This is a genomic window from Bradyrhizobium sp. LLZ17 (assembly GCF_041200145.1).
Taxonomy (GTDB): Bacteria; Pseudomonadota; Alphaproteobacteria; order Rhizobiales; family Xanthobacteraceae; genus Bradyrhizobium.
Map to the genome: position 1 here is coordinate 6,089,994 of NZ_CP165734.1, position 20,680 is coordinate 6,110,673.

The 20,680-nt window shown below is 59.9% G+C and carries 22 protein-coding genes and 4 pseudogenes; 14 read left to right on the forward strand and 12 right to left on the reverse strand.

The window, feature by feature from the left end:
* The first annotated feature begins 319 nt into the window (after positions 1-319).
* Complete coding sequence (gene ltrA, locus AB8Z38_RS29275; protein WP_369721134.1) at positions 320-1,687, forward strand: group II intron reverse transcriptase/maturase; 1,368 nt, start codon at positions 320-322, stop codon at positions 1,685-1,687.
* Between the two features lie 146 nt (positions 1,688-1,833).
* Here the strand turns inward: ltrA and AB8Z38_RS29280 are convergent, their stop codons facing one another.
* The gene (locus AB8Z38_RS29280) at positions 1,834-2,034 is read right to left on the reverse strand and encodes a DUF6494 family protein (protein ID WP_007595394.1); all 201 of its coding nucleotides are present in this window, start codon (positions 2,032-2,034) and stop codon (positions 1,834-1,836) included.
* Positions 2,035-2,328: 294 nt separating this feature from the next.
* Between AB8Z38_RS29280 and AB8Z38_RS29285 the strand changes: the two genes are divergently transcribed.
* From AB8Z38_RS29285 to AB8Z38_RS29295, 3 genes are all read left to right on the forward strand, one after another.
* Positions 2,329-2,874 (forward strand): ABC transporter substrate binding protein, encoded by a 546-nt coding sequence (locus tag AB8Z38_RS29285; protein ID WP_369721135.1) that lies wholly within the window; start codon positions 2,329-2,331, stop codon positions 2,872-2,874.
* 1 nt (position 2,875) lies between these two features.
* Positions 2,876-3,310: an ABC transporter substrate binding protein gene (locus AB8Z38_RS29290; RefSeq protein ID WP_369721136.1), complete on the forward strand. Its 435-nt coding sequence runs from the start codon at positions 2,876-2,878 to the stop codon at positions 3,308-3,310.
* 208 nt (positions 3,311-3,518) lie between these two features.
* Entirely contained in the window at positions 3,519-4,499 is a 981-nt protein-coding gene (locus AB8Z38_RS29295) for an ABC transporter substrate-binding protein (protein ID WP_369721137.1), read from the forward strand.
* Positions 4,500-4,697: 198 nt separating this feature from the next.
* Here AB8Z38_RS29295 and AB8Z38_RS29300 read toward each other — a convergent pair whose 3' ends face one another.
* The 3 genes from AB8Z38_RS29300 to AB8Z38_RS29310 form a co-directional block, all read right to left on the reverse strand.
* Positions 4,698-5,474, reverse strand: a complete 777-nt coding sequence (locus AB8Z38_RS29300; protein WP_369721139.1) for a Crp/Fnr family transcriptional regulator — start codon at positions 5,472-5,474, stop codon at positions 4,698-4,700.
* Positions 5,475-5,693: 219 nt separating this feature from the next.
* Positions 5,694-6,365 carry an adenylate/guanylate cyclase domain-containing protein gene (locus AB8Z38_RS29305; RefSeq protein ID WP_369721140.1) on the reverse strand — a complete coding sequence of 224 codons (672 nt, stop codon included), beginning with the start codon at positions 6,363-6,365 and terminating at the stop codon, positions 5,694-5,696.
* Between the two features lie 84 nt (positions 6,366-6,449).
* Positions 6,450-6,659, reverse strand: coding sequence for a hypothetical protein (locus AB8Z38_RS29310; protein WP_369721141.1), 210 nt, complete (start codon positions 6,657-6,659; stop codon positions 6,450-6,452).
* A gap of 272 nt (positions 6,660-6,931) precedes the next feature.
* Here AB8Z38_RS29310 and AB8Z38_RS29315 point away from each other — a divergent pair, with 272 nt between their 5' ends.
* On the forward strand, positions 6,932-7,375 hold the full coding sequence (locus AB8Z38_RS29315; RefSeq protein ID WP_369721142.1) for a CBS domain-containing protein: 444 nt from the start codon (positions 6,932-6,934) through the stop codon (positions 7,373-7,375).
* 225 nt (positions 7,376-7,600) lie between these two features.
* On the opposite strand, the gene AB8Z38_RS29320 is transcribed toward AB8Z38_RS29315, so the two are convergent.
* Together AB8Z38_RS29320 and AB8Z38_RS29325 are read right to left on the reverse strand one after the other, a co-directional pair.
* Positions 7,601-7,783, reverse strand: coding sequence for a hypothetical protein (locus AB8Z38_RS29320; RefSeq protein WP_369721143.1), 183 nt, complete (start codon positions 7,781-7,783; stop codon positions 7,601-7,603).
* A 75-nt stretch (positions 7,784-7,858) separates the two neighbouring features.
* Complete coding sequence (locus tag AB8Z38_RS29325) at positions 7,859-8,098, reverse strand: hypothetical protein (protein ID WP_369721144.1); 240 nt, start codon at positions 8,096-8,098, stop codon at positions 7,859-7,861.
* A gap of 359 nt (positions 8,099-8,457) precedes the next feature.
* Here AB8Z38_RS29325 and AB8Z38_RS29330 point away from each other — a divergent pair, with 359 nt between their 5' ends.
* Both AB8Z38_RS29330 and AB8Z38_RS29335 read left to right on the forward strand, forming a co-directional pair.
* Complete coding sequence (locus tag AB8Z38_RS29330; protein WP_369726637.1) at positions 8,458-8,931, forward strand: zinc-binding dehydrogenase; 474 nt, start codon at positions 8,458-8,460, stop codon at positions 8,929-8,931.
* Between the two features lie 4 nt (positions 8,932-8,935).
* Positions 8,936-9,154, forward strand: coding sequence for a hypothetical protein (locus AB8Z38_RS29335; RefSeq protein ID WP_369721145.1), 219 nt, complete (start codon positions 8,936-8,938; stop codon positions 9,152-9,154).
* A gap of 260 nt (positions 9,155-9,414) precedes the next feature.
* Here AB8Z38_RS29335 and AB8Z38_RS29340 read toward each other — a convergent pair.
* Together AB8Z38_RS29340 and AB8Z38_RS29345 are read right to left on the reverse strand one after the other, a co-directional pair.
* A pseudogene (locus AB8Z38_RS29340) lies at positions 9,415-10,701 on the reverse strand (FAD-dependent monooxygenase).
* Positions 10,698-11,864: an ABC transporter substrate-binding protein gene (locus AB8Z38_RS29345; RefSeq protein WP_369721146.1), complete on the reverse strand. Its 1,167-nt coding sequence runs from the start codon at positions 11,862-11,864 to the stop codon at positions 10,698-10,700. The pseudogene AB8Z38_RS29340 and the gene AB8Z38_RS29345 overlap by 4 nt, the downstream one beginning before the upstream one ends.
* A 141-nt stretch (positions 11,865-12,005) precedes the next feature.
* Here AB8Z38_RS29345 and AB8Z38_RS29350 point away from each other — a divergent pair, with 141 nt between their 5' ends.
* Positions 12,006-12,944 (forward strand): LysR family transcriptional regulator, encoded by a 939-nt coding sequence (locus AB8Z38_RS29350; protein ID WP_369721147.1) that lies wholly within the window; start codon positions 12,006-12,008, stop codon positions 12,942-12,944.
* A gap of 1,045 nt (positions 12,945-13,989) precedes the next feature.
* On the opposite strand, the pseudogene fetB reads toward AB8Z38_RS29350, so the two are convergent.
* The 3 genes and pseudogenes from fetB to AB8Z38_RS29365 all read right to left on the reverse strand — a co-directional run bounded on the left by fetB (position 13,990) and on the right by AB8Z38_RS29365 (position 16,424).
* Positions 13,990-14,794 (reverse strand): annotated as a pseudogene (gene fetB / locus AB8Z38_RS29355) (iron export ABC transporter permease subunit FetB).
* Positions 14,791-15,386, reverse strand: a pseudogene (locus tag AB8Z38_RS29360) (ATP-binding cassette domain-containing protein). Before AB8Z38_RS29360 ends, fetB begins: the two co-directional pseudogenes overlap by 4 nt.
* Positions 15,387-15,389: 3 nt before the next feature.
* Positions 15,390-16,424 carry a Cj0069 family protein gene (locus tag AB8Z38_RS29365; protein WP_369721148.1) on the reverse strand — a complete coding sequence of 345 codons (1,035 nt, stop codon included), beginning with the start codon at positions 16,422-16,424 and terminating at the stop codon, positions 15,390-15,392.
* Between the two features lie 480 nt (positions 16,425-16,904).
* On the opposite strand from AB8Z38_RS29365, the pseudogene AB8Z38_RS29370 reads away from it, so the two are divergent.
* The 3 genes and pseudogenes from AB8Z38_RS29370 to AB8Z38_RS29380 form a co-directional block, all read left to right on the forward strand.
* Positions 16,905-17,015 (forward strand): annotated as a pseudogene (locus tag AB8Z38_RS29370) (sulfurtransferase); the annotation flags it as partial.
* A 50-nt stretch (positions 17,016-17,065) separates the two neighbouring features.
* Positions 17,066-17,299, forward strand: coding sequence for a PepSY domain-containing protein (locus tag AB8Z38_RS29375; RefSeq protein WP_369721149.1), 234 nt, complete (start codon positions 17,066-17,068; stop codon positions 17,297-17,299).
* Between the two features lie 14 nt (positions 17,300-17,313).
* Positions 17,314-18,216, forward strand: coding sequence for a DUF1259 domain-containing protein (locus tag AB8Z38_RS29380; RefSeq protein WP_369721150.1), 903 nt, complete (start codon positions 17,314-17,316; stop codon positions 18,214-18,216).
* A gap of 51 nt (positions 18,217-18,267) precedes the next feature.
* On the opposite strand, the gene AB8Z38_RS29385 is transcribed toward AB8Z38_RS29380, so the two are convergent.
* Positions 18,268-18,564 (reverse strand): hypothetical protein, encoded by a 297-nt coding sequence (locus AB8Z38_RS29385; RefSeq protein ID WP_369721152.1) that lies wholly within the window; start codon positions 18,562-18,564, stop codon positions 18,268-18,270.
* Between the two features lie 39 nt (positions 18,565-18,603).
* Here AB8Z38_RS29385 and AB8Z38_RS29390 point away from each other — a divergent pair, with 39 nt between their 5' ends.
* The 3 genes from AB8Z38_RS29390 to AB8Z38_RS29400 are packed head-to-tail and all read left to right on the forward strand — an operon-like array spanning position 18,604 to position 20,643.
* Positions 18,604-18,852 (forward strand): hypothetical protein, encoded by a 249-nt coding sequence (locus AB8Z38_RS29390; RefSeq protein ID WP_369721154.1) that lies wholly within the window; start codon positions 18,604-18,606, stop codon positions 18,850-18,852.
* Positions 18,853-18,867: 15 nt separating this feature from the next.
* Positions 18,868-20,046 carry a chromate efflux transporter gene (chrA, locus tag AB8Z38_RS29395; protein ID WP_369721155.1) on the forward strand — a complete coding sequence of 393 codons (1,179 nt, stop codon included), beginning with the start codon at positions 18,868-18,870 and terminating at the stop codon, positions 20,044-20,046.
* A gap of 51 nt (positions 20,047-20,097) precedes the next feature.
* Positions 20,098-20,643, forward strand: coding sequence for a hypothetical protein (locus tag AB8Z38_RS29400; protein ID WP_369721156.1), 546 nt, complete (start codon positions 20,098-20,100; stop codon positions 20,641-20,643).
* The last annotated feature ends 37 nt before the right edge of the window (positions 20,644-20,680 follow it).

A 20,680-nucleotide genomic window follows, 5' to 3' on the forward strand; every position in this document is an offset into this window, starting at 1 on the left:
CCGAGCAGGCCTCGAAAGTTCTAATGCGGATGCCGACCCTCCGGTCATTTGGGGAAGGCCGCACGTGTGGGGAAGCAATCGACACGCGCACCCACGCGATCCGCCGGGGTAGTGGGTACGGCACGTCGGTAGGGTGGTTCGTAGTTACAGGGGGAGACCCGTCGCGGACGAGGGTAGCGGCCTCAGCATCGCATCAGGCGGTGGTCATGGCGGGAGTCGGACGGGGCAGTAGGAGCGTTGATGCCGGGTAATGCCGGCGGAGCAAAGGGCCCCGACTTCTGGTGTGCTTTTGAAGATGGTGAGGTGAAGGTGATTGGTGATGAGCCTGACAACGCCTGATAAGATCCGGAGCCTTCAGAGAAAGCTCTACTGCAAAGCGAAGGCGGAGCCCACCTTCCGCTTCTATCTGCTCTACGACAAGATCTGTCGCGAGGACATCCTGGTCCACGCCTATCGGCTCGCCCGAGTTAATGCGGGTGCACCGGGTGTGGATGGGATCACGTTTGCTCAGATCGAGGAGCAGGGCCTGGAAGCATGGTTGGCGGGCTTGCGCGAGGAACTGGTCTCGAAAACATACCGACCTGATCCGGTGCGGCGGGTGATGATCCCCAAAGCGAATGGTGGCGAGCGTCCGCTCGGCATTCCGACCATTCGTGATCGTGTGATTCAGACTGCTGCCAAGATGGTGATCGAGCCGTTCTTCGAGGCTGACTTCGAGGACAATGCCTACGGCTACCGACCCGCTCGCGGGGCGGTGGACGCGGTCAAGGAAGTGCACCGGCATTTATGCCGGGGCTATGCTGACGTAGTTGATGCCGATTTGTCCAAGTACTTCGATACGATACCGCATTCCGAGCTGATAAAGTCAGTAGCCCGGCGTGTGGTGGATCGAAACGTCCTGCGCCTCATCAAGATGTGGCTGAGGGCGCCGATCGAGGAACGGGACGCCGACGGGACCCGGCGCATGAGTGGTGGCAAGCGAAACACGCGCGGCACGCCGCAAGGCGGCGTCGCAAGTCCACTGCTGGCCAACATCTACATGAATCGGTTCCTGAAGCATTGGCGTTTGACTGAAAGCGGCGACACGTTCCGTGCTCACGTCGTCTCCTATGCCGACGACTTCGTTATCCTCAGCCGCGGCCGCGCGGCGGAGGCATTGGCGTGGACGAAGGTGGTGATGACCAAGCTCGGGTTGACGATCAACGAGGCGAAAACTTCGTTGAGAAACGCCCGAGAGGAACGCTTCGACTTCCTCGGCTACTCGTTCGGCGCGCATCGGTTTGAGGCGAACGGGAATTGGTATCTGGGTGCGAGCCCGTCCAAGAAGAGTGTGCAACGGCTCAAGACAAAGATCAGCGATCTACTGGTGCCGAGCAATATCGATCCATGGCCGGAAGTATGTGACAAGCTGAACAGGTCTCTGCGAGGCTGGTCCAACTACTTTGGCTACGGTTCGCGGAGCAAGGCATACCGTAGCGTCGATCAATACGTCTCTGAACGCTGCGCAGGTTCCTCGCGCGAAGACACAAAGTGCAAGGGCGCGGCAATCGCCGATTCACGTTCGATGTCATTCATCGAGAACTCGGCGTTCTGTGCCTTCAACGCCTGCCCAAAGCGGTCCCGTCGCGTGCATTGCGGTGAAGCCGGTCGGAAAGCCGGATGCCGGAAATCGGCACGTCCGGTTTGATGAGCGGGGATGGGAAACGGGGCGTTGGCCATAGGCCCCAAGCTACCGCGCCCATCCTCGACTCTACCAAAGCAGTCGTTGACGGAAATCAACAGGATTGAATGCTCCACCAAGAGGGCGGCAATGCCGGGGCAGCCGGGAGATCGTCAGAGTGCGATTGTTTCCTCGACTACATGTTTCAGCGCCGTCCCCTCAGCGGACAGGGTCATTCGCAGTTTGAGCTTGCCACCTTTCACGGCCCCGCTACGCACTAGGTTCTCAATTTCACGCTGCGATGTAACTCCGACATGCTTCAGAAATTTACGGATAGCCATATTGAAGCGGTCTTCATCGAACTCGGCGGTCATGGGCTGTTCTCCCTGGTCGGTCAGGCGATGTCTAACACGAGGCGAGTAAAGACCCAACATCGAGGCCCAACTCGCGTCACCGCCGACTTCCTCCTCAACCCGATTGCCTACAACGTCGGCCCGGAGGCGAAGACGACACCCGAGGCTGCAAGGTCGGCCGCTTGAGGTGGACCGGACACGGCTGGCGCTGTCCCCGACCGCCGCTTGTGACCCAGCACGGACATGACCTAGCTCGTGCCAGCCAATCGAGTGTGCTAATTTGTTACGGCGCTAACCCTGACATGCGAGGGAAGCATGCGAGGTCGCGAATTCATGGCGCTCTTGAGCGGAGCGGTGGCCGCACGGCCAAGAGCAGTTCGAGCGCAGCAGTTCTTGCCATTGATCGGCGTCCTCAGCAGCGGCCCAGCCAAATTGCGTGATGATCAATCGGACGGTCTTCGGCGTGGGCTGAAGGAGGCGGGCTTCGTGGAAGGCGAGAACCTAAACATCCTATACCGCGGGGCGGATGACCAATACGACCGCTTGTCGGCATTGGCCTCCGAGCTAGTCAGCAGATCAGTTGCAGTCATCGCGACCGCCGGTGGTCCAGTGGCGGCGCTCGCGGCCAAGTCGGCGACCAACACGATCCCGATTGTTTTCGCAGCTGTCTCCGACCCGGTAAAAAGCGGCTTGGTGGCAAGTCTCAATCGCCCCGGAGGCAATGTCACCGGCAAGGCCGGGTTGACTATCGAACTCGATGCCAAGCGGCTTGAACTGCTGAGCGAGCTGACCTCGACCCCGCGGCTCATCGGCGCGCTGGTAAATACCAATCGACCCGGGGGTCGAAGCCGAAGAGCATGATTTGCTTGCGGCGGCAAAGAAATTAGGCCGCGCACTAGTGGTTCTTCGTACAGATAACGGGCCTTCGATCGAGGCGGCCTTCGCCACGTTGGCAAAACGTGACATTGCCGGGGTTCTGGTGGGTGCGGATGCGCTCTTCAATGATCATCGTCAGCAGGTCGTCTCGCTCGCAGCGCGCTACGCCATGGCAGGCGTCTATCCGTGGCGCGAGTATGTAGGCGCAGGAGGACTCGTAAGTTATGGGGCAAACCTGTCGGAAGGATACCGCTTATCGGGAGTGTACGTCGGTCGCATTCTAAAGGGAGAAAAGCCAGCCGATTTGCCAGTGGTTCAACCTGAGAAATTTGAACTCGCGATCAACCTTAGAACGGCCAAGACGCTCGGTCTCGCTATCCCGCCAGCAATCATCGCTCGCGCCGACGAGGTAATCGAATAGCGGCAGCTCTTGCTGCGGTGCACGAGTCCGATATTGGCCCATCCGCGAAGCGGCAAGCGAGCCTGAGCTCGTCCCGTCACCCGACTAAACTGGTAGTGAGCGGCGGGGTGTCAGAGCGACGCTTTTGACCCAACTCAGACATCACACCACTTGGACCTGAGCTTAAAATTTCTTACGCTCCGGTTGGCAGCATCGGGCGGGATTAGAAATGCGACGACGAGACTTCATCGCGCTTACAGGGAAAGCGGCTGCGGCTTGGCCGTTGGGGGCGCTTGCCCAGACCGCAAAGGTTTATCGCGTAGGGACGCTCACTGCGGGCCCTCCGATCTCTCCTAAGGCGGATCGTGGTGCGGTTCTCTTCGACGGGCTGGCGAAACGTGGCTATGTGCTTGGACAGAATCTGATCCACGAAGCGCGTGGTGCGTCGGGCAAGCTTGAGCGGGTGCCGCAGTTAATGCAGGAGCTGAAGGCGGCGGGAGCGGACGTTGTGGTCACCATCAGCTACCCAGCCGCTGCCGCCGCCAAGGCATCGGGCGTCCCAACTGTGCTGGCGTCCGGCTCCGGCGATCCGGTCAAGACCGGACTGGTCGAAAGTCTCGCGCGGCCGGGCGGCAACGTGACCGGAATAGCCGATGACGCATCGATACTATCCACCAAACGGCTCTCGTTGCTGGCAGCCCTGTTGCCAAAGCTTCGCCGGGTAGCGATGCTCTGGAACAAGGACGATCTCGGAATGTCGATGCGTTATGAGACTTCCGCAAGCGCCGCGAAGGGGGTTGGAATTACTGTTCAGCCGCTTGGCGTGCGGGAACCCGACGATTTCAATGAAGCCTTCGCGGCGATGACGCGCGATCCGCCTGACGCTATCCTGATGGTTTCTGATTCGCTTACCTTGCTTAACCGAAAGCGCGTGATCGACTATGCCGCCGAGCATCGTCTGCCCGCAATCTATGAGGCGGACACAATCGTTCGCGACGGGGGTTTGATGTCATATGGAGCCGACACACGCAGATCCTTCGAGCGTGCCGCGGCGATGGTCGATCTTATCCTCAAGGGAGCGAAGCCAGCCGCCCTCCCGGTTGAGCAGCCGACACGCTACCAATTCGTTATCAACTTGAAGACCGCAAAATCGATAGGACTTGAAATTCCAGCGCCGCTAACGGCGCTCGCAGACGAAGTGATTGAATAGGCGGCCTGTTCTATGGTGCATGAGTCCGGAAATGGCCCATCAGCGAAGTAGCGGCGCATCTCGTTTAGGTCCGCTGGCGGACCAGATTTGCTCACGTTGAGTTCTTCGCACGTTGACCCAACTCGGAGATTTAGGTGGTCAGCCGTGAGCGGCCGTGATCAGCGCGACGTTGTTCTGTTCGCCCCTGAGGTCGTGTCATTACATTCGACCGCAACTGCTCCCTGAGGTTCCAACGTCCACACTGCAAATTGGTGAACGGGCTGTCTCCAGCGCACGAAGATAGTCGCGGTCGAACTCAGCCACGTCTTCAAGCGCGGTGCGGTTGCGGAGTTGCACCACATGATTCTGCCACTCAATCAGCCCTTGCTCTCTAAGCTCCTGAAGCGTCCTGTTGACATGGACAACTGACAGCCCGCATGCATCGGCAACGTTCTGTTGTGTCAAGGGGAGATGAAAGCTGCTGCCATGGTCGAGGGCGCCGACGAGCTCCAATCGACCGGCAATTTCGCAAAGGAGATGCGCAATTCTTCCTAAGGCTTGGCGCGATCCAAGATTTTCAACCCATTCGCGATACACGGCAGCATGGATCAGCGTCTCGCGCCAAAACGCCTGCGTGATCGCAGGTGAGACACTCATAATTTCTCTGAGATGAGCGTGAGGCACGCAAGCGACTGTCGAGTTGCCAACGCTGCAAAGCTCATGGTCCATAACCGGCAAGTGTAGCGTATGCAAATCTGGCATATCACCGGCGATATAGAACGAAGAGATCTGGTTGCGGTCCGAGATTATCCTCTGACGCGCGAGAAATCCACTCATCACGACGACCGAGCTTTTAGGGCGGTCTCCTTGGCGCACGACAAGCTCGCCATTGCTCAACGTCTTGAGCTTGTACGGCATGCGCGCGAGCTTGGCTTGATCTTGCTCGAATAGACCGGCCACCGCCTGCAAGCGCGCGATCAGCTTACGATGGGGCATGATGGGCTCCCTATCCGTGATAGGCGGGAGCACTATGGGTCTCTCAGGCACCGAACGCCTACGGACGCAGCTTTGACCGGTGATGTCGTATTAACGCACGAGCGTTCGCAGAGTTCAACCGGTGATTTGTGCCAGCTTGCAATTCCGCTTGCGGCCCGACACAGGCGAGCCGAGCCGGTCGATTGATGTCTGTTGACAGGGGCAGACCGGAAGCCGGGTTTAGGGACCGTCGGGGTAGCTTTTGACCGGGTCGGATGCCAGACCTTCCAATGTCCCGGCATCGTACAGTTCGATGGGCGCCCCGAGCCCCTTTAAGCTGTATCTGGTTCCCTCGCTTTGGACGATGCCCTTTGGACACCGATCGCGAACAGATTTCGTGACCAGTATCTGTCCTCCACGGGCAGCAGATTGCGCGCGAGCGGCGGTATTTACCACCGTGCCGATCGCGGTAAGGTCCCGATGCGAGTGACCGAACTCACCAAAGCTGACATCGCCGCTGCTGATGCCGATGCCAATGCTCAGGCTTCCTTCATCTAAGCCGAGTCCACCCACGAGGTCCGCGTGCCGGCCGCGCCAGCGTTGCTGCATCTGTCGGGCGGCTTGGACCGCCTGCGCTGCATGACCTTCTTGTCTGATTGGAAAATTGAAGACCGCCATGATGGCATCACCAATCGTCTTGTTCAGCAAACCGTCATGCTGCCAGATTGCTTCGGCGCATTCATCGTAGAAAGCATCAAGGGTTGTAGAGATCTCGCGCGATGTCACTGACTGAGACGCTGCCGTATACCCGCGCAGGTCCGCGAAGAGCACGGTTGCATCGATCGTGACGTTGCGGGCTTTCATGATTCGCGTAAAGGCGAGTTCGCAAAAGGTGCAGGTGTTGGGATTCATCCGGCTTGGTCGGAGGCCGAGAACGCGAAAGGGGATCGCTAAGGGGCCACGTAAAACCACTGGGAGGTGCAGATTTTGCCAGCATCATTTGCAGATGGTCGAGTGTTGCCGCAGGTCCATCGCATTCTTCTCATCGGCCGCCCATTTTTTCATTCTAGCAGACGGCCACGAAGATGCCGAATCCGGCATGTCGGAAATCCCGTCATTGACGAGAGAAACCAGAAATCGCCAGCTGCTGCGGTTCAATGGGCCTGCGAGCGTTGTGCGAGGCTGCTTGCGCAGCAGATCAGCCAAGGATGTGGGCGCTGTTTCTTGGTCATGCAGCATTCCGGCGAGATGTCTCGGAAGGCAGACCGGAAGTGGTTCAGTCTGGCAGGGGCTTTGGGTCTTGACCCATAACAGCCCTTGAACGGGTGCACGTGCTTAGACCGCTGGAACCTTGTGGTACCCTGCTCCACCCATTCAAGGTCTTTGCGGCATCGCGGTGCTGACGAGGCAAGTCATTTCGACTATCCTTCAATGCGGGCCATCAAATGGGCAGGACAAAGACCCACGAGGGCAGTTCAATGAGCACGGTAAAAAGCGCGCTGGCGCAGAAGAGCGGCACCCTAATCCATGTACGTTCCAGCGACATGGTCATCGAAGCCTTGCGCAAGATGCGGGACAACCGGGTCCGGTCGGTGTTGGTCATCGACGACGACGTGCTGGTCGGTATCGTGACCCAGGGTGACTGCGCGATCAAAGTGCTGCTGCCCGGGCTCGATGCGAAGCAGACGCCGGTGGACCAAGCGATGACGGGCAAGCCGGTCACGGTCAACCCGGACGACCGGCTGAAAGACTGCATGGCAATGATGGCTGAGCGCCGTTTTCGCCATCTGCCAGTGCTGCATGCAGGCAAGGTCGTAGGCGTGATCTCGATTGGAGACGTCGTAAAAAACATCATCCGGGATTTGGAGCACAACGTGGGCGACCTGATGGGCTACATCATGACTGACAGCCCGGGAGGCTGACAGACGAACCGCGGTGACGGCGCCCCCGTCACCAATGTTGCGGCGGGTCCAGTTGCGACTATGTCAGGCGGGCGAAAGGTGAAAGCGCCGACCTAGGGCGCGTTGACCGGCGGCATAGACGACGTCGGGCGCGCACGAAAGCTGCTTCATGCTGACCTCGTGCGGCCACCATAAGCGAAAACGCTACGAGGAGAATGAGAAGCCCTCGCATCGTGCGCCGTCAAATCAAGGCATAGCCACCATCAGGACAAGGGCCGCCTCGCCGTTTCCCGGACCGCCTGACGTAAGATAGAGCGCGGCAAGCGCGATCACTCCCAAGAGAGCACCATAACCAGCAATGATCCATCCGTCATAGTCTCGTCTCGCCTGCACCGAGGACGCGGTGTGAGAATAGCCAATGGTTGCCATAATTGGATCCTCCGAGTTTGGCGCTCGATAGGCGCGTTGAGATGGGGACGAATGGCCCCTCACTTGTGACAGATGTTAGTGGTTCGATCGAAGATCGGTGCCCAAGGTGGCATGTTGTTCCATGCCGACTGACGTGGTCGTGCTCTGGTAGACACCAATCGCGGTCGCGCCAGCCAGGAACAAGCAGGCGTAGAAGGCCAGCACGCGCTTCGCCCAACGCTTGCGAGTAATCCTGTCTTCGGGATCGCTCGTAGTAAATTCGTTCAGGGAAAAGGCATTGGTAACGTGAGCGGAATCCTCAGCAAAATAATCCATAGGAAACCTCCCTTGAAATTACTCCGATCAGCTCAAATTCCGGAATTTTCAACAAATGTGTCAGTCTAGCTTCCTGATAATCGGAAGGCAGGGGCTCTGCTTCGGGCGAATTCCGCAACTGCCTTAGCCCCGGCGCCGGACGCAAAATGTGAAACTGTTCACTGTGGGTCCCGCAAATCTTGCAAAGGTTCATCGGATCGCGCACTCAATAAAGGTCAACATGGCTGCATTTCTCGCGTGAGGCGGGCAGCCTCGCGCTCGCGTTGAACCGGGCGAAACTGTCCTGGTGACGGGCGCGGCCGGCGGTGTGGGGCTTGCCTGCATCGTAATGGCCCCCATGCTCGGTGCCCGCGTCATTGGTGCTGTCGGTAGCGCCGCCAAGACAGCGATCGTCCGCGAGTACGGAGCCGAAGCAGTCAATCAACTATTCCAGCGAGGACGTGCGCGACCGGGTCAAGGAGCTTACCGGAGGCGAAGGAATTGACGTCTGCGTCGACAATGTGGGTGGCGGGCTGTTTGGCACTCTGGCTCAACTTATGCGTTGGAATGGAAAGCTATTGCCGGTCGGCTTGGCCGGTGGAGAGGTGCCGTCTCTCCCCATGAATCTTCCTCTGCTGAAGAACTATTCCATCCTTGACGTCTTCACCGGCGCCTGGGCCGACCGCTTTCCGGATAAGAGTTCACGCGCCGCAGACAAGATCTTGCAATGGGTCAGTGAAGGAAAGCTGCGTCCCCACGTTGATCGCGTGTTGCCCTTGGAGCGGGCGGCCGAGGCGATGAGTGCGATCGAAAATCGATCGGTCGCAGGTCGAATTGTACTTAAGGTGAGGTGATCCCATGGCGAGTTCATCGGAGCCGATCAAGCCGATCGAGGACGTGCGCGATATTTCCGCCATCACCTACGGCTTCATGGCGTCGAAGGCGCTCTTTGCTGCAATCGATTTCGATCTGTTCACGCTTCGAGGGCGGGATCGAGCAGGTGCCGGCCCTGGCGAGGGCGACCCCGGATTTCCGAGAACCGGCTTGTCACGCTGCTTGCATCCCTCAAGTCGTTAGGCCTGATCGCTGATCGCGGAGGTCGATTGATCAATGCGCCGGCCACGTCCAAATTCCTGGTGGTTGGAGCGACGGGGACTTCCGGGACTACGTTCGGCTGGTCCACGGAGCGCTTGGCTACGAGACTGATTTCGAGGACACTGGAACAGGAGGCGTACTCAGGCGTCAATCGGCTTGCAAATTTTGCAGGCCGAATGACACTCAGGCCCCATTCGATGAATCGAAGGTCGCTATTTGGATCCAAAACGGACATCTCCGCATCAAATAGCAGACGTCGGAATGTTTCTTGCCGAGGAGACGAGATACGACGGCCGATGATTGACTGTTTGGACATCCAGGCCCGCGGCCGCGGAGAAGGACTTCACGATAACGTCAAGTTCATGTTGAGAGATCACGTCTTCAACGCGTGCAAAGCCGTTCGGTGCTCGCTCTTCTACGAGCTGCATTGCGGCCTCAGGTCCGAGATTCCGATTTCGCAAGATGATGTCATTCATCGTCGGCCGACGCTCTGCGTCGTAGCGTTTCAGAGCTGCGATGTAATCGTCAGTCTCGATCAGGGCGCGCGCGAGGGCCCGAGCATCTAGGATCGCCTGCGAGCCCGCCTGCCCACCGGCCGGCTGCATTGGATGTGCCGCGTCGCCAAGGAGCGTGACGCAGCCGAACGACCAAGCTGGAACTGGGTCGCGATCGACGAGTGGAAATTCGTAGATGCTAGACGATCGTTCGATAAGCGTCGGCAGGTCGAGCCAAGGAAATCGCCACCGCTCGAATGCCGAAAGCACCTTTTTCTTTTCGACGCATCGATTCCAGTTTTCCGGCAATTGCGCCTGATCTGGCACCGTCATTTGACAGATCCAGTTGGTCAGCAATTTTCCTCCCGCTACCCTGCCGATCGGATAGACGATAATTCGCTGATCGAAATGCCCGGCGATAACCATAGTTTGTCCGTCGAGGAACGGTTCGGCCTCGACCGCAGCACGCCACAGGATTTGATGCGCGAAGCGAGGCTCTCCTTCTTGAGGATAAAGCTGGCTCCGCACGGCGGAATGGATGCCGTCGGCGCCAACGAGGATATCCGCCTCTTCAATTAGGTCCGAACCAGAGTCCCCGTCGCTGAAACGAGCCTGCACACTCCCGCAGCGTTGCTCGAAGGTCCTAAGTTTTGCTCCCGTGCGAACATTTCCGTCACCGATCCGCTCGCGCGCCGCCCGAAGCAACATAAGTTGCAACTCTCCGCGATGAATGGAGATTTGCGGCCAGCGGTATCCCGCCGCCAGCCCCCCTCGGCTCACTATAGATCAATTGCCCCAACTTGTTGCAAAGGTTCAGGCGCTGCGTGGTGATCCCGGTCTGTGCAAGCGAACTGCCGAATCAAGCTCAGTCAGCTCGCGCACCGCCGTTGGCTGCAGATTGATGCCGACGCCGAGCGCCAAGGGATCACGCACGGTTTCGTAGATGCGGACGCGTATTCCAGCCTGATGCAGGCTGAGCGCAAGGCTCAGCCCGCCGATGCCGCCTCCGGCGATGATGACCTGCATAGGTCTCATTTTGCTGCTACGCGTGGATCCCTGACGTTGTTGAAGGTCTCGAACTCGGCATTGCGGAGTTCGCCATTCACCTTCTCGACCCTGCGGATGTAGATGTTATGCATGACCTCGCCGCTCTTGCCGTCGATCGAGATGGGACCGCGCGGGCTTTCCCATGTCATACCCTTCATCGCGGCAACCAGGGCCGTGCCGTCGGTCGAACCAGCCGTCTTATCCAGAGCGGCATAGATCAGGTGCATCCCATCGTAGCCGGAGACCACCATGAAGTTCGCGCGCACCCTCGCTTCCTTCTGATAAGCTTCCGTGAACGCCTTGTTCAAGGCGGAAGGGTGGGCCGCGGAATAGAAATGCGCGGTGACCGTACCCAACACGGCGTCGCCCATGTTTTGCAGTGTTTCGTCGTCGGTGAGGTCGCCGGGGCCGATCAAGGCGATGCCGGCCTTGTCGAGGCCACGCTCCACGAACTGCCTGGCGAAAACAGCGGCCTGGGTCGAGGGAATGAACACGAACAGCGCCTGCGGGGAGGCGTCCTTGACACGCTGCAGGAACGGCGCGAAGTCGGGGCTGCGGAGCGGTACGCGGATTGCCTCGGCGATCTGGCCGCCGGCCGCCTTGTAGTTGTTGGTGAAGGCTTCCTCTGCCTCGAGCCCGGGCGCGAATTCAGTAACCAGCGTCACCGCCTTGCCGAGCCCTTTCTTCGCCGCCCAGTCTGCGAGGATGGCCGAGGATTGCGCCAGCGTGCAGCTTGTGCGTACGAAGAAGCGCGACTTCTCGACCACTGCCGTGGTGCTTGAAATCATAATCACCGTGGGCTTCTGCGCTTCAGTGAGCAGCGGTGCGCTGGGCATTAGATCGGCGGTGAGGCCGCCCCCGATCACGTCGACCTTGTCGTTAACGACGAGTTCTTGAATCAGGCGCTTGCCGGTTTCGCCAGACGAGGCGTCGTCCCTGACGATGAGCTCGACCCGCTTTCCGGCTACTGTCTCGCCGTGCTGCTTGATGTAGAGGCGCGCGCCCGCGAGCACCTGTTGCCCTGCCGCAGCCAGGGGTCCGGTCATCGGCATGACCATCCCGATCTTCACGGTGCCCTGCGCGCCGGCGCTGCCGACGGCGGCGATTGAGGCTGCGAGCACGGCAGCCGAAAGAATGAAGTTCCTTGGCATGGCTGGCCTCCATCATCAGGATCGGCGCGCCTCCGGTCGGGATTTGTCGCCGACTGCGGGTTGAAATATTGGCATTCCAAGCTGTAGTCTGAAAGTTCGATTTTGCGACATCCTTGTAGCCCGTAGACTAAGGGGACCAAAATGGATTGGTCGGATCGGATCGGCCGCCGCATCAAGCTGCGTGACCTTCACGTGGTGCTTGCGGTAGCGGAATCGGGCAGCATGGCGAAAGCATCACAGAAGCTCGCGATCTCCCATCCCGTCGTGTCCAAGACCATCTCCGATCTCGAGCATACCCTCGGGGTGAAGTTGTTCGATCGCTCCTCGCAGGGGGTGGAAGTAACCAGCTACGGGGCGGCTCTGCTCAAATGCGGCGTTAACGTCTTCGACGAGATGCGGCAGGGACTGAAGCAGATCGAATTCCTCAGCGATCCGACGTCGGGCGAACTAGTGGTGGGTTGTCCCGAAATCATGAACGCCGGCATCATGCCTGCGATTTCCGAACGCCTCCTGCAACAGCACCCGCGCGTGCAGTTGCGGGTGATCCATGCCGACGTAGCGCTGTCCGAATTCAACTCGCTTCGTGAGCGCAAGGTCGAACTTCTGGTCGGGCGACTGCCCGATCCTTTTGTCGAGGATGACCTGACTTTCGAGCCTCTGGTGCAGGAGCCGTTTGTCGCAGTCGCAGGCGCGAATAGCCAGTGGGCACGACGGCGCCGCGTCGAACTTGCCGATTTGATGGACGAGTCCTGGGTGCTTCCTCCGCAAGACAGCACGCCCGGCGGGATTATCTCGGGAATCTTTGCTGCCAGCGGATTGAAATCGCCGCGACCCGGGATCGCGACCCTGTCGATTCAACTGACCACTACACTTATCGCGACAGGTAAATTTGTTGGCATTCTGCCAAACTCGATTGCCAAGTTCAGTTCCCGACGCGTGGGTTTGACAATTTTGCCTTCAAGAATTCCTACTACGCACTATGCGATCGCGATTCTCACTGTGAAAAGCCGGACTCCAGGTCCGTTGGCGCAATTGTTCATTGAACATGCGAGAGCTGTAGCAAAATCGTTGACGGCGTGATCTGAGTGTCCACTCTGTTCAACGGGTGTCCACGCGTCTTGAATTCGCCGATGTCCGCTTCGCATCAGTCTCGGCCGTATTATCGAGGTCCCTTGTGGCCCGGTTGAGACCCACCGCTCTGGTGATCGTCCGCTTCTCGGAGAAGACTGAAGCGCGGGTCACACGTCCGAAGCTGCCGTTTGTTGGTAGTGCGGATCTCGTGATCCAAGGACAAATTCGGCTTGCCATCGCGGAGCTCACCGACATGGATGAAGTGCAGCAAGTTCCACACGCTGGCCTCGTGCCATGTCTTTCCGGGTGACCGCGCCGCAAACACAAGCAAACGCGATTGTATTCCTAAGATGATCGCGTCAATTTCTGTACGTTCAGGTGGCACCCTGCGCGGGGAACTGGCGACGTTTGCATACTTCAGTCCGACATCGACTTGAACGATAGCGGATATGACGCCGCCGTCTTTGATCTTCGCTCATCCGTCAGCCTGCCTCGCGCAGTCTTCGCCTGCATCTCGACCTCAGCGGCAGGTAACACAGCAAAAATCGCGTGACCTATGACGCTGGGGACAGCAACCACAGGTGAATCACCACAATGAAACCGTCGCCGGGACCTGGATACAGAACTGTGGTGGGATCAAGCTGAGCCTGAGCGCGAAGATAGATGGGCAGAGCGATAGCCTGCTAATGAACGCCGCGGTATGGACTATCAATCTTCGTCGAGGCAGGCGCAACGAAAGTGCAGCCGCCGATGCAGCTATCAACACAGGCGCGAGCGGCGCAAATACGAAAAGCGCATTATAGGCTTTCATCCAGGTCACAGAGCCGTTTCCATCCGGCGGCTCCGATCCTCATTGAGCGCGCGGGGTCGGTGCAAGCAGGTGAGTGCGAGAAGGTCGCCTGCGGATAGGCCAGGGTATCTCGACGGTACTAGAGAAGCTGAAATCCGACGATGGCCGAGTCAGTACCTTAGCTGGCCGATGGTCCACGTGGCCCGTTCGGCCGTCGATCTCGATTGAGATTCGAGGCACACTGGAGGGTCCCCTCCCAAGCTGTCAAACCGACTTCTCGCCGGAAAAGCGGTCGAGACGTAGCCGGTGCCGATGATCGGTCAGCAGGCGTGCGCCGCCGAGCACGGCGGCGAGGGTTCGAGCCCGGTCCCGCCTGCGATCAGGAACATGATCAGAAGTTGATATTTTACTGCATCGACCGGCTCGACGCCCGCGAGAATCTGGCCTGTCATCATCCCCGGCAGCGAAACGAGTCCGATCGCCGCCATGCTGTTCATGATCGGCATGAAACCGCTTCTCAAGGGTCCCGTATGATCGGCAGCAGAGCTTCGTGTCGGGTGCCGCCGAGCGCAAGACAAGCTTCGACGGCGGCTCGTTCGCGCACCAAGCTGTTTGTCAACACGTCCAGGCCCAAGCCTATTCCGGTCATGGTGTTGCCCAGGATCATGCCCAGCAAAGGCAGCGCATAGCGCGGATGATACCACGGATCCGGCCGTAGCTCCGTCAGGAGCGCGAACATCGTGACGGTACCGGCGGCGAGCAGCGTGCATGCCGCGCCCAGGCCGTACTTCCAAATGCCCGCGAGGCGCCGCTTCTGCCGCGCAACGATTTCCCGAGATGCAAAGAGGACCATGATGACGGCTGCAAGAGCTGTCCAAAGCGGCGACACCGCAGCGAACAGGAACGTCAGCACGTATCCGACGAGGACGAGCTGGACCACCATGCGTACGGTCGCGATGGCCAGTTGTTTCTCAAGCTTGAGGCGGAGAACAAGCGAGAGAATGCCGTCCATGACCACAAGGAGCGCAGGTAGGGCAAGATCACCGTACGAAAGCTGGATGTAGGTCATGGCCGCCTTTCCTCGATGCCACCATTGGGGCCCATCAGGAATATCCTCGAGCCGACACGGCCCGCTTGAGCGTTGTCGTGGGTACTCCAGATGACACTCGTTCCATTCGCAATGCGCTCGGCGATCAGGGATTCGACGGCGGCGGCGGATGCCGGGTCGAGCGCCGAGGTTGGTTCGTCCAGCAGCAGCACGCGCGACCGCAGCATGAGCGCCCGCACAAGCCCCAATCGCTGTCTCTCGCCCGTGGAAAGTCTCTGGATCGGCCAAGGTCCGCAGTCGGTCGGAAGCCCCAGGCGATCGACGAGCGGCAGGGCATCATCCCAGTTTGTGAAGTGCTCTTGCACCGTGTCGGACCACCAGCCGGGCTCGGCGGCGAGATAGGTCACTTGCTTTCGCCAGGCGGGGGCCGGCATCGCCCTCTCAACGTTCCGTCAAGCTTGACCGTTCCTTCGCTGGGGTCGAGGTCCGCGATGGAGCGAAGCAGCAAGGTCTTCCCGACGCCGGACGGCCCCTGCAGGGCGACGCATTCGCCGTCCTGCAAGTCGAATGAGACGCAGAGGTGCAAGCGCTTGAGCGCGCTGACCGTGAGCATGCGTCAAAGCTTGAGCTGCAGCCGATCGGCGACCCGTCGGGCGATCTCGGCCGGCGCCTCGGCTGGGTACGGATGCACAGAGCTGACGTTGATCTCGCCGAGCACGTAGCTATCGCTCCCGTCCGCCTGGACGGGCCCCAGCATGAAGTCGGCGTCCCAGATCGCGGGTAGGTCGCCTCGCGCGATATCCAGCAACGAGGTCAACTGCGGCGTCCACTGCTCTTCCATCAGGCGGCGCAGCCGCCGGAAGCGCGGGTCTGCGTTGGAGGAGTAGAGCCGCGGTCCGGCCTCGGCGCGCGCGGCCGGCGAGTCGACCAGGGCCTTGACCTTGTGGTGGCCGAAGCCGGCGCAGCGGTCGCCTGCCATATAGCAACGCACAACGCCCTCGCTCACACGAGGCTGGAACGCATGGTCGATTACGCTGCCGTTCTCGAAATACTCCGCACAACGACGGAGAAAATCATCCAGCGTCAGTTCCTCGGCGGTGTCCTTGGTCGCGTCCAGCACCCTGATGATTGGGGAAGTAGGCAACCTTTCGACCTTCCAGACGCCCTGGCCACCGTTACCGCGGTTGCGCTTGATCACGCGTGGACCGGCGGCGAGTCGCGTCGGCAACTCCGCTCGCATGGCTGCGGCGGTCCGATAGAGCGCCGTGTCGCTTCCCCAGCCCATTGAGCGGGTGCGATAGAGTACCTCCTTAGTGCCCATCTTGAGGATCACATCGGGATGGGCGCTCACCCACACGCCTTTCGCCGCGACGTCGCGCAGCATGGCGTCCAGACTGACGCGGCTTCGACCATCTTGAATCGGGTTGACCCAGACGAGCACGCCATCCGCTGCGAGCAGTTGTTCGCGGGCAGCGTCCGCAAAACTCTCGTCATAGATCACGGGGTGCCCTTCGATGCCGACGGCGGCAAGTGCTTCGAAGACGTCGACGAAGCGGCCGTTTTTCGAGGTGGCATCTCGGCGTGCGACGGCATCTCCTCGCGAGAGGATGGCGACGGTACGTCGGGGAGAGCGGTAATTTTCGGTGTCCATGCGCAAGCTCCACGTTTTGCGTGCTGCGCAGAGCTTGGACCGAAGTCTCGCCGGGAGTCTGCTTGATCCCGCTCAGACAGTCTACGAGAGGTCGCTTGGCCCCATCAAGTGGCCATTCTTCTCTCTGGAGGCGGAGTCAGACCGAGCGTTGTGATCGGGTTCGTTCCATTCGATCGCCGAAAAATCTTCGTGACCGAGGCCCGATATCTTGGAATCCATCGGTGCGCGCGGGTTGACAGCCCCGCCATCTGGGCTTTTATTCGCGCCACGGGGATGTGCGATCTCCCCGCGAGGCGTCATGCCCAAGAATCGCGTCCTGATCACCAAGGGCGCAGTATGTCAGCATCGTACACCTTTATTTCACCCAACAAACTGTCTCCATCGGTAGGCACTGCGCCCGCGCCGACGCTCATCGATGGGCACACCGACGAGAACTTTTCGGCCGACCCGCACCGATTCCTGGCGGCGTTCGGCGCTCGCGACGACCTCGAACAGTTGAACGCCGATTGCCCGCTGTACCACGCGTTCTACCGATGGTGCCGCGACGGGACCGAGGAGACGCACAACTGGCCGACCAAGAAGGTCAGGTGAGGCCGGAAGCAGGAAGGACTTCTGGGGCAGGGACAACCAGGAGATCAGACATGCGAACATCGACGATCTATCGGGCAACGCTCTTCGTGGCGCTTGCGGCAGGGCTCTCGCCCGCCCACGCCCTGACTCAGGACGAACTGGTCGCCAAGATCCAGGCAGCTGGTTACTCGCAGGTGAGAGACGTCAAGTCCACGGCCGAAGGCACTACCGTCAAGGCGGTGAAGGACGGCAAGCCGGTGACGCTCGTCGTCGATAGCAGCGGCCAGATCAAAGAACGAAACTGAGGTGGAGGAGTACGATGAAACGCACAGTCTGGCCCCTGATCGTGATCGGCCTCGCTCTCGGCTACCCGTCCTTCGTCGACATGGCACGCGCGCAAGCGATCGATTGGCAAAAGGTCGACGAGACCCTCGGCAGGAAGGCAGCGGTCTCCGAGGATGTCCATCGCTACGGGTTCCCGCGTAGCGACCTATCGGTGACCTTGGACGGCGTGACGATCAAGCCGTCGCTGGCACTGGGCGGCTGGGTAGCGTTCAAGCCCGGACACGGCGGCGCGATGATCATGGGGGACCTTGTGCTGCTCGAGACCGAGATCAATCCTGTGATGGCGAAGATGATCGCGAACGGCCTCGAGATCACCGCCGTGCACAACCATCTGCTGCGGGCGAGTCCGGCGACGTTCTACATGCACGTGGCCGGCCACGGCGACGCCGTCAAGCTGGCCTCGGCGATCCACGATGCGTTGGCCGAGAGCAAGACGCCGTTGACCGTCGGGGCGCCGGCGAGCCCGTCGCCGGCCGTCGATCTCGACACGGCCAAGCTCGACCAGATCATCGGCGTGAAGGGCCAGGCCAACGGCGGCGTCTATCAGTTCAACGTGAAGCGGCGCGACCCGATCACGCAAGAGGGCATGCCACTGACCCCCGTGGGTCCCATGGGTGTGGCGATCGGCATCAATTTCCAGCCCACCGGCGGCGGAAAGGCTGCTATCACGGGCGATTTCGTCCTGACCAGCGACGAGGTCAATCCCGTCATCGTAGCTTTGCGGGCGCACGGCATAGAGGTGACCGCCCTGCACAGTCATATGCTGGACGAGCAGCCGCGGCTGTTCTTCATGCATTTCTGGGCGAATGACGACGCCGTCAAGCTGGCGGAGGGCTTGCGCGCGGCGCTCGACAAGACCGCCAGGACCAAGAGTTAGCAAAACTTGACTACTCCGCGCGCCGGACAGGCTGGCGCGGGATGAGGCGTTTCAAAAGACGAAGATCGAATGCGAAATGTGGTCCTTACGTTGTCGGTACTGACGGGCCTCGTTGCGCTGAGCGCTGCGGCGCAGGCTCAAACGTCCTGCAAGATATGCGCGGAGCAGCAAAAGGCGTGCATGAAGAACTGCGCCGGGCCGGCCTGCAACACCGAGTACCAGATGTGCCTCAAAGCTTGCAAAAAATGAGAGGCTGAGTTGGGTAGTTTGCGTTTCATCGCGATCCTTGCCGGCATCGGGAGCCTCGTTGCTCTCGATGCCGGATTCGTTGACGCTGAAGGCGTCCACAAGCTGTCCGGGGCGCAAGTCCGGGCGAAGTTCGCGCGGATGCAGCTTACCGACGAGGTGCACTACCGTCTGGCCTACGAACGCGACGGCACGCTGCGCAGCTTTACGTTAGGGGTGAAGAAGCGCGGCAAGTGGGTCGTCGATAAGGACCAGCTTTGCCTCTACCTCCAGGAGCCGGACGACGGCTGCTTTGAGGTTGCACGGTCAGGCAAGACCTTCACCCTGACGCCCGCCGGACTGGGATCGCCCCTGGACGGCATACTTCAGCCCATTTCCGATCCGCAATAAGAGGGGACGTTTGACATGACAACGACCGCAGTACCGGAGCGTGGCCGCATGGGCGAACTCGCGCTCTATTTCCTGCGGCTCGGTTTTCTCGGTTTTGGCGGCCCTGTTGCGCTGGTCGGCCAGATGGAGCGCGAACTGGTCAACGACAAGAAGTGGCTGACCAAGGAGCAGATGCGAGAGTCCATCGCGATCTGTCAGTCGCTTCCCGGACCTCTCGCGATCCAGGTCGGCGTCTACATCGCCTGGCTGCGCTGCGGGTTTTGGGGCGCGTGGGTAGGCGGCTGGTGCTTCATCCTGCCCAACTTCGTCATCGTCGCGTCTCTCGGCGCGCTCTATGTCTATCTCGGTGATCTTCAGCCGGTGACCGCAATCTTCTACGGCGTAAGCCCAGCCGTGATCGCGCTCATTCTGCATTCCTGCTATCGGTTGGCAAAGCTCGGCATGGAAGACTGGCTGCAATGGGTGATCGCAGCGGTTTGCTTTTTGGTGACGATCATCCTGCAGGCCGAGGTCGCGCTGCTGTTCATCGGCGCCGGCATCGTTGGCATTCTCTACTATGGTCGTCTGTTCAAGCGAACGCCCGCAGTGTTGCCTATGGTGGTGGCGGTGGCGCCGGCGGCCCCGATGGCTCCGGTCGCGACAGGCTCGACGCTCGGCAAGCTCATGCTGTTCTTCCTGAAGGCGGGTTCGTTGACCTTCGGCAGTGGGCTCGTCATTGTGCCGTTCCTTGAACAGGGGCTGGTGCAGCAATATGGCTGGCTCGACGAACGTCAATTCCTGATCGCTGTCGCCATCGGCATGATCAGCCCCGGACCGGTCGTGATCACGGCGACTTTCGTCGGCTATCTCGTTGCGGGATTTTGGGGCTCGCTGGTATCCACCATCGGCATCTTCTTGCCGTCGTTCATGCTGGTTCTGATCGTTGCGCCGATCCTGGCGCGGCATCGAGGCAACGCCAATGTCCAGGGTTTTGTGAAGGGCGCCTACGCTGCAGCGATCGGCACCATCCTGGGGGCTTGTGTGCTGCTCGGAAAGATCGCGATCGGCGACTGGTTGACCGTCTTGATCGGCGTGGTCTCACTCGCCGTGCTCTTCCGCTGGAAGGTGAGTAATCCGATGCTGATTGCTGCAACGGCCGTCGTTGGATTGATTGCCTATCCGCTGCTGCAGCCCGCGTGGGTGATGGTGAAGTGATCGCTTAATTTAGGGCAGGGGGCATCTCGGTCAAATGTAAGGAGGTATCCCATGACAAGACGAAAAATGTTACTTACGTCCGTGTCCGGTCTCCTGGTTGTCCTGACGACGCCTTTAGCCGGCCAGCGGCTGGCTCTTGCGATTGGTCCGGATCAAGAACAGGCTGAATTGGCGAATGCATTGAGCGGCGCGAAGGTAAGCTTGCAGCAGGGTTTTACGGCCAGTGAACGGGAAGGTCAGCCGATTTCTGGAAAATTTGAAGTCGAAGAAGGCAAGCTCCAGCTTTCCGTCTATACCGCTAAGGAAGGCAAGTTCTTCGAGGTGATTGTCGATCACATGACTGGAACTATTGCCAAGGTTGAGCCAATAACCGAAGGCGACGACCTCATCCACGCCAAGTCGCAAAAAGCCGCAATGGATAGGGCAAAGTTCAAGCTGGCGGACGCAGCAACCAAAGCGAAGGGACAGGCAAAGGGCGAGGCAACCGAGGTACTCGTCGTAAGTGCGGTCGCGGAGCTTAAGGATGACCGTCCGGAGGCCACGATTGTCCTCCTCCAAGGAAAGAGATTCTCGACCGCTTCAGAACGGCTCGACTAGCGGTCTGCGCCCCTAGGGGACATGCAACTTCGGGAAC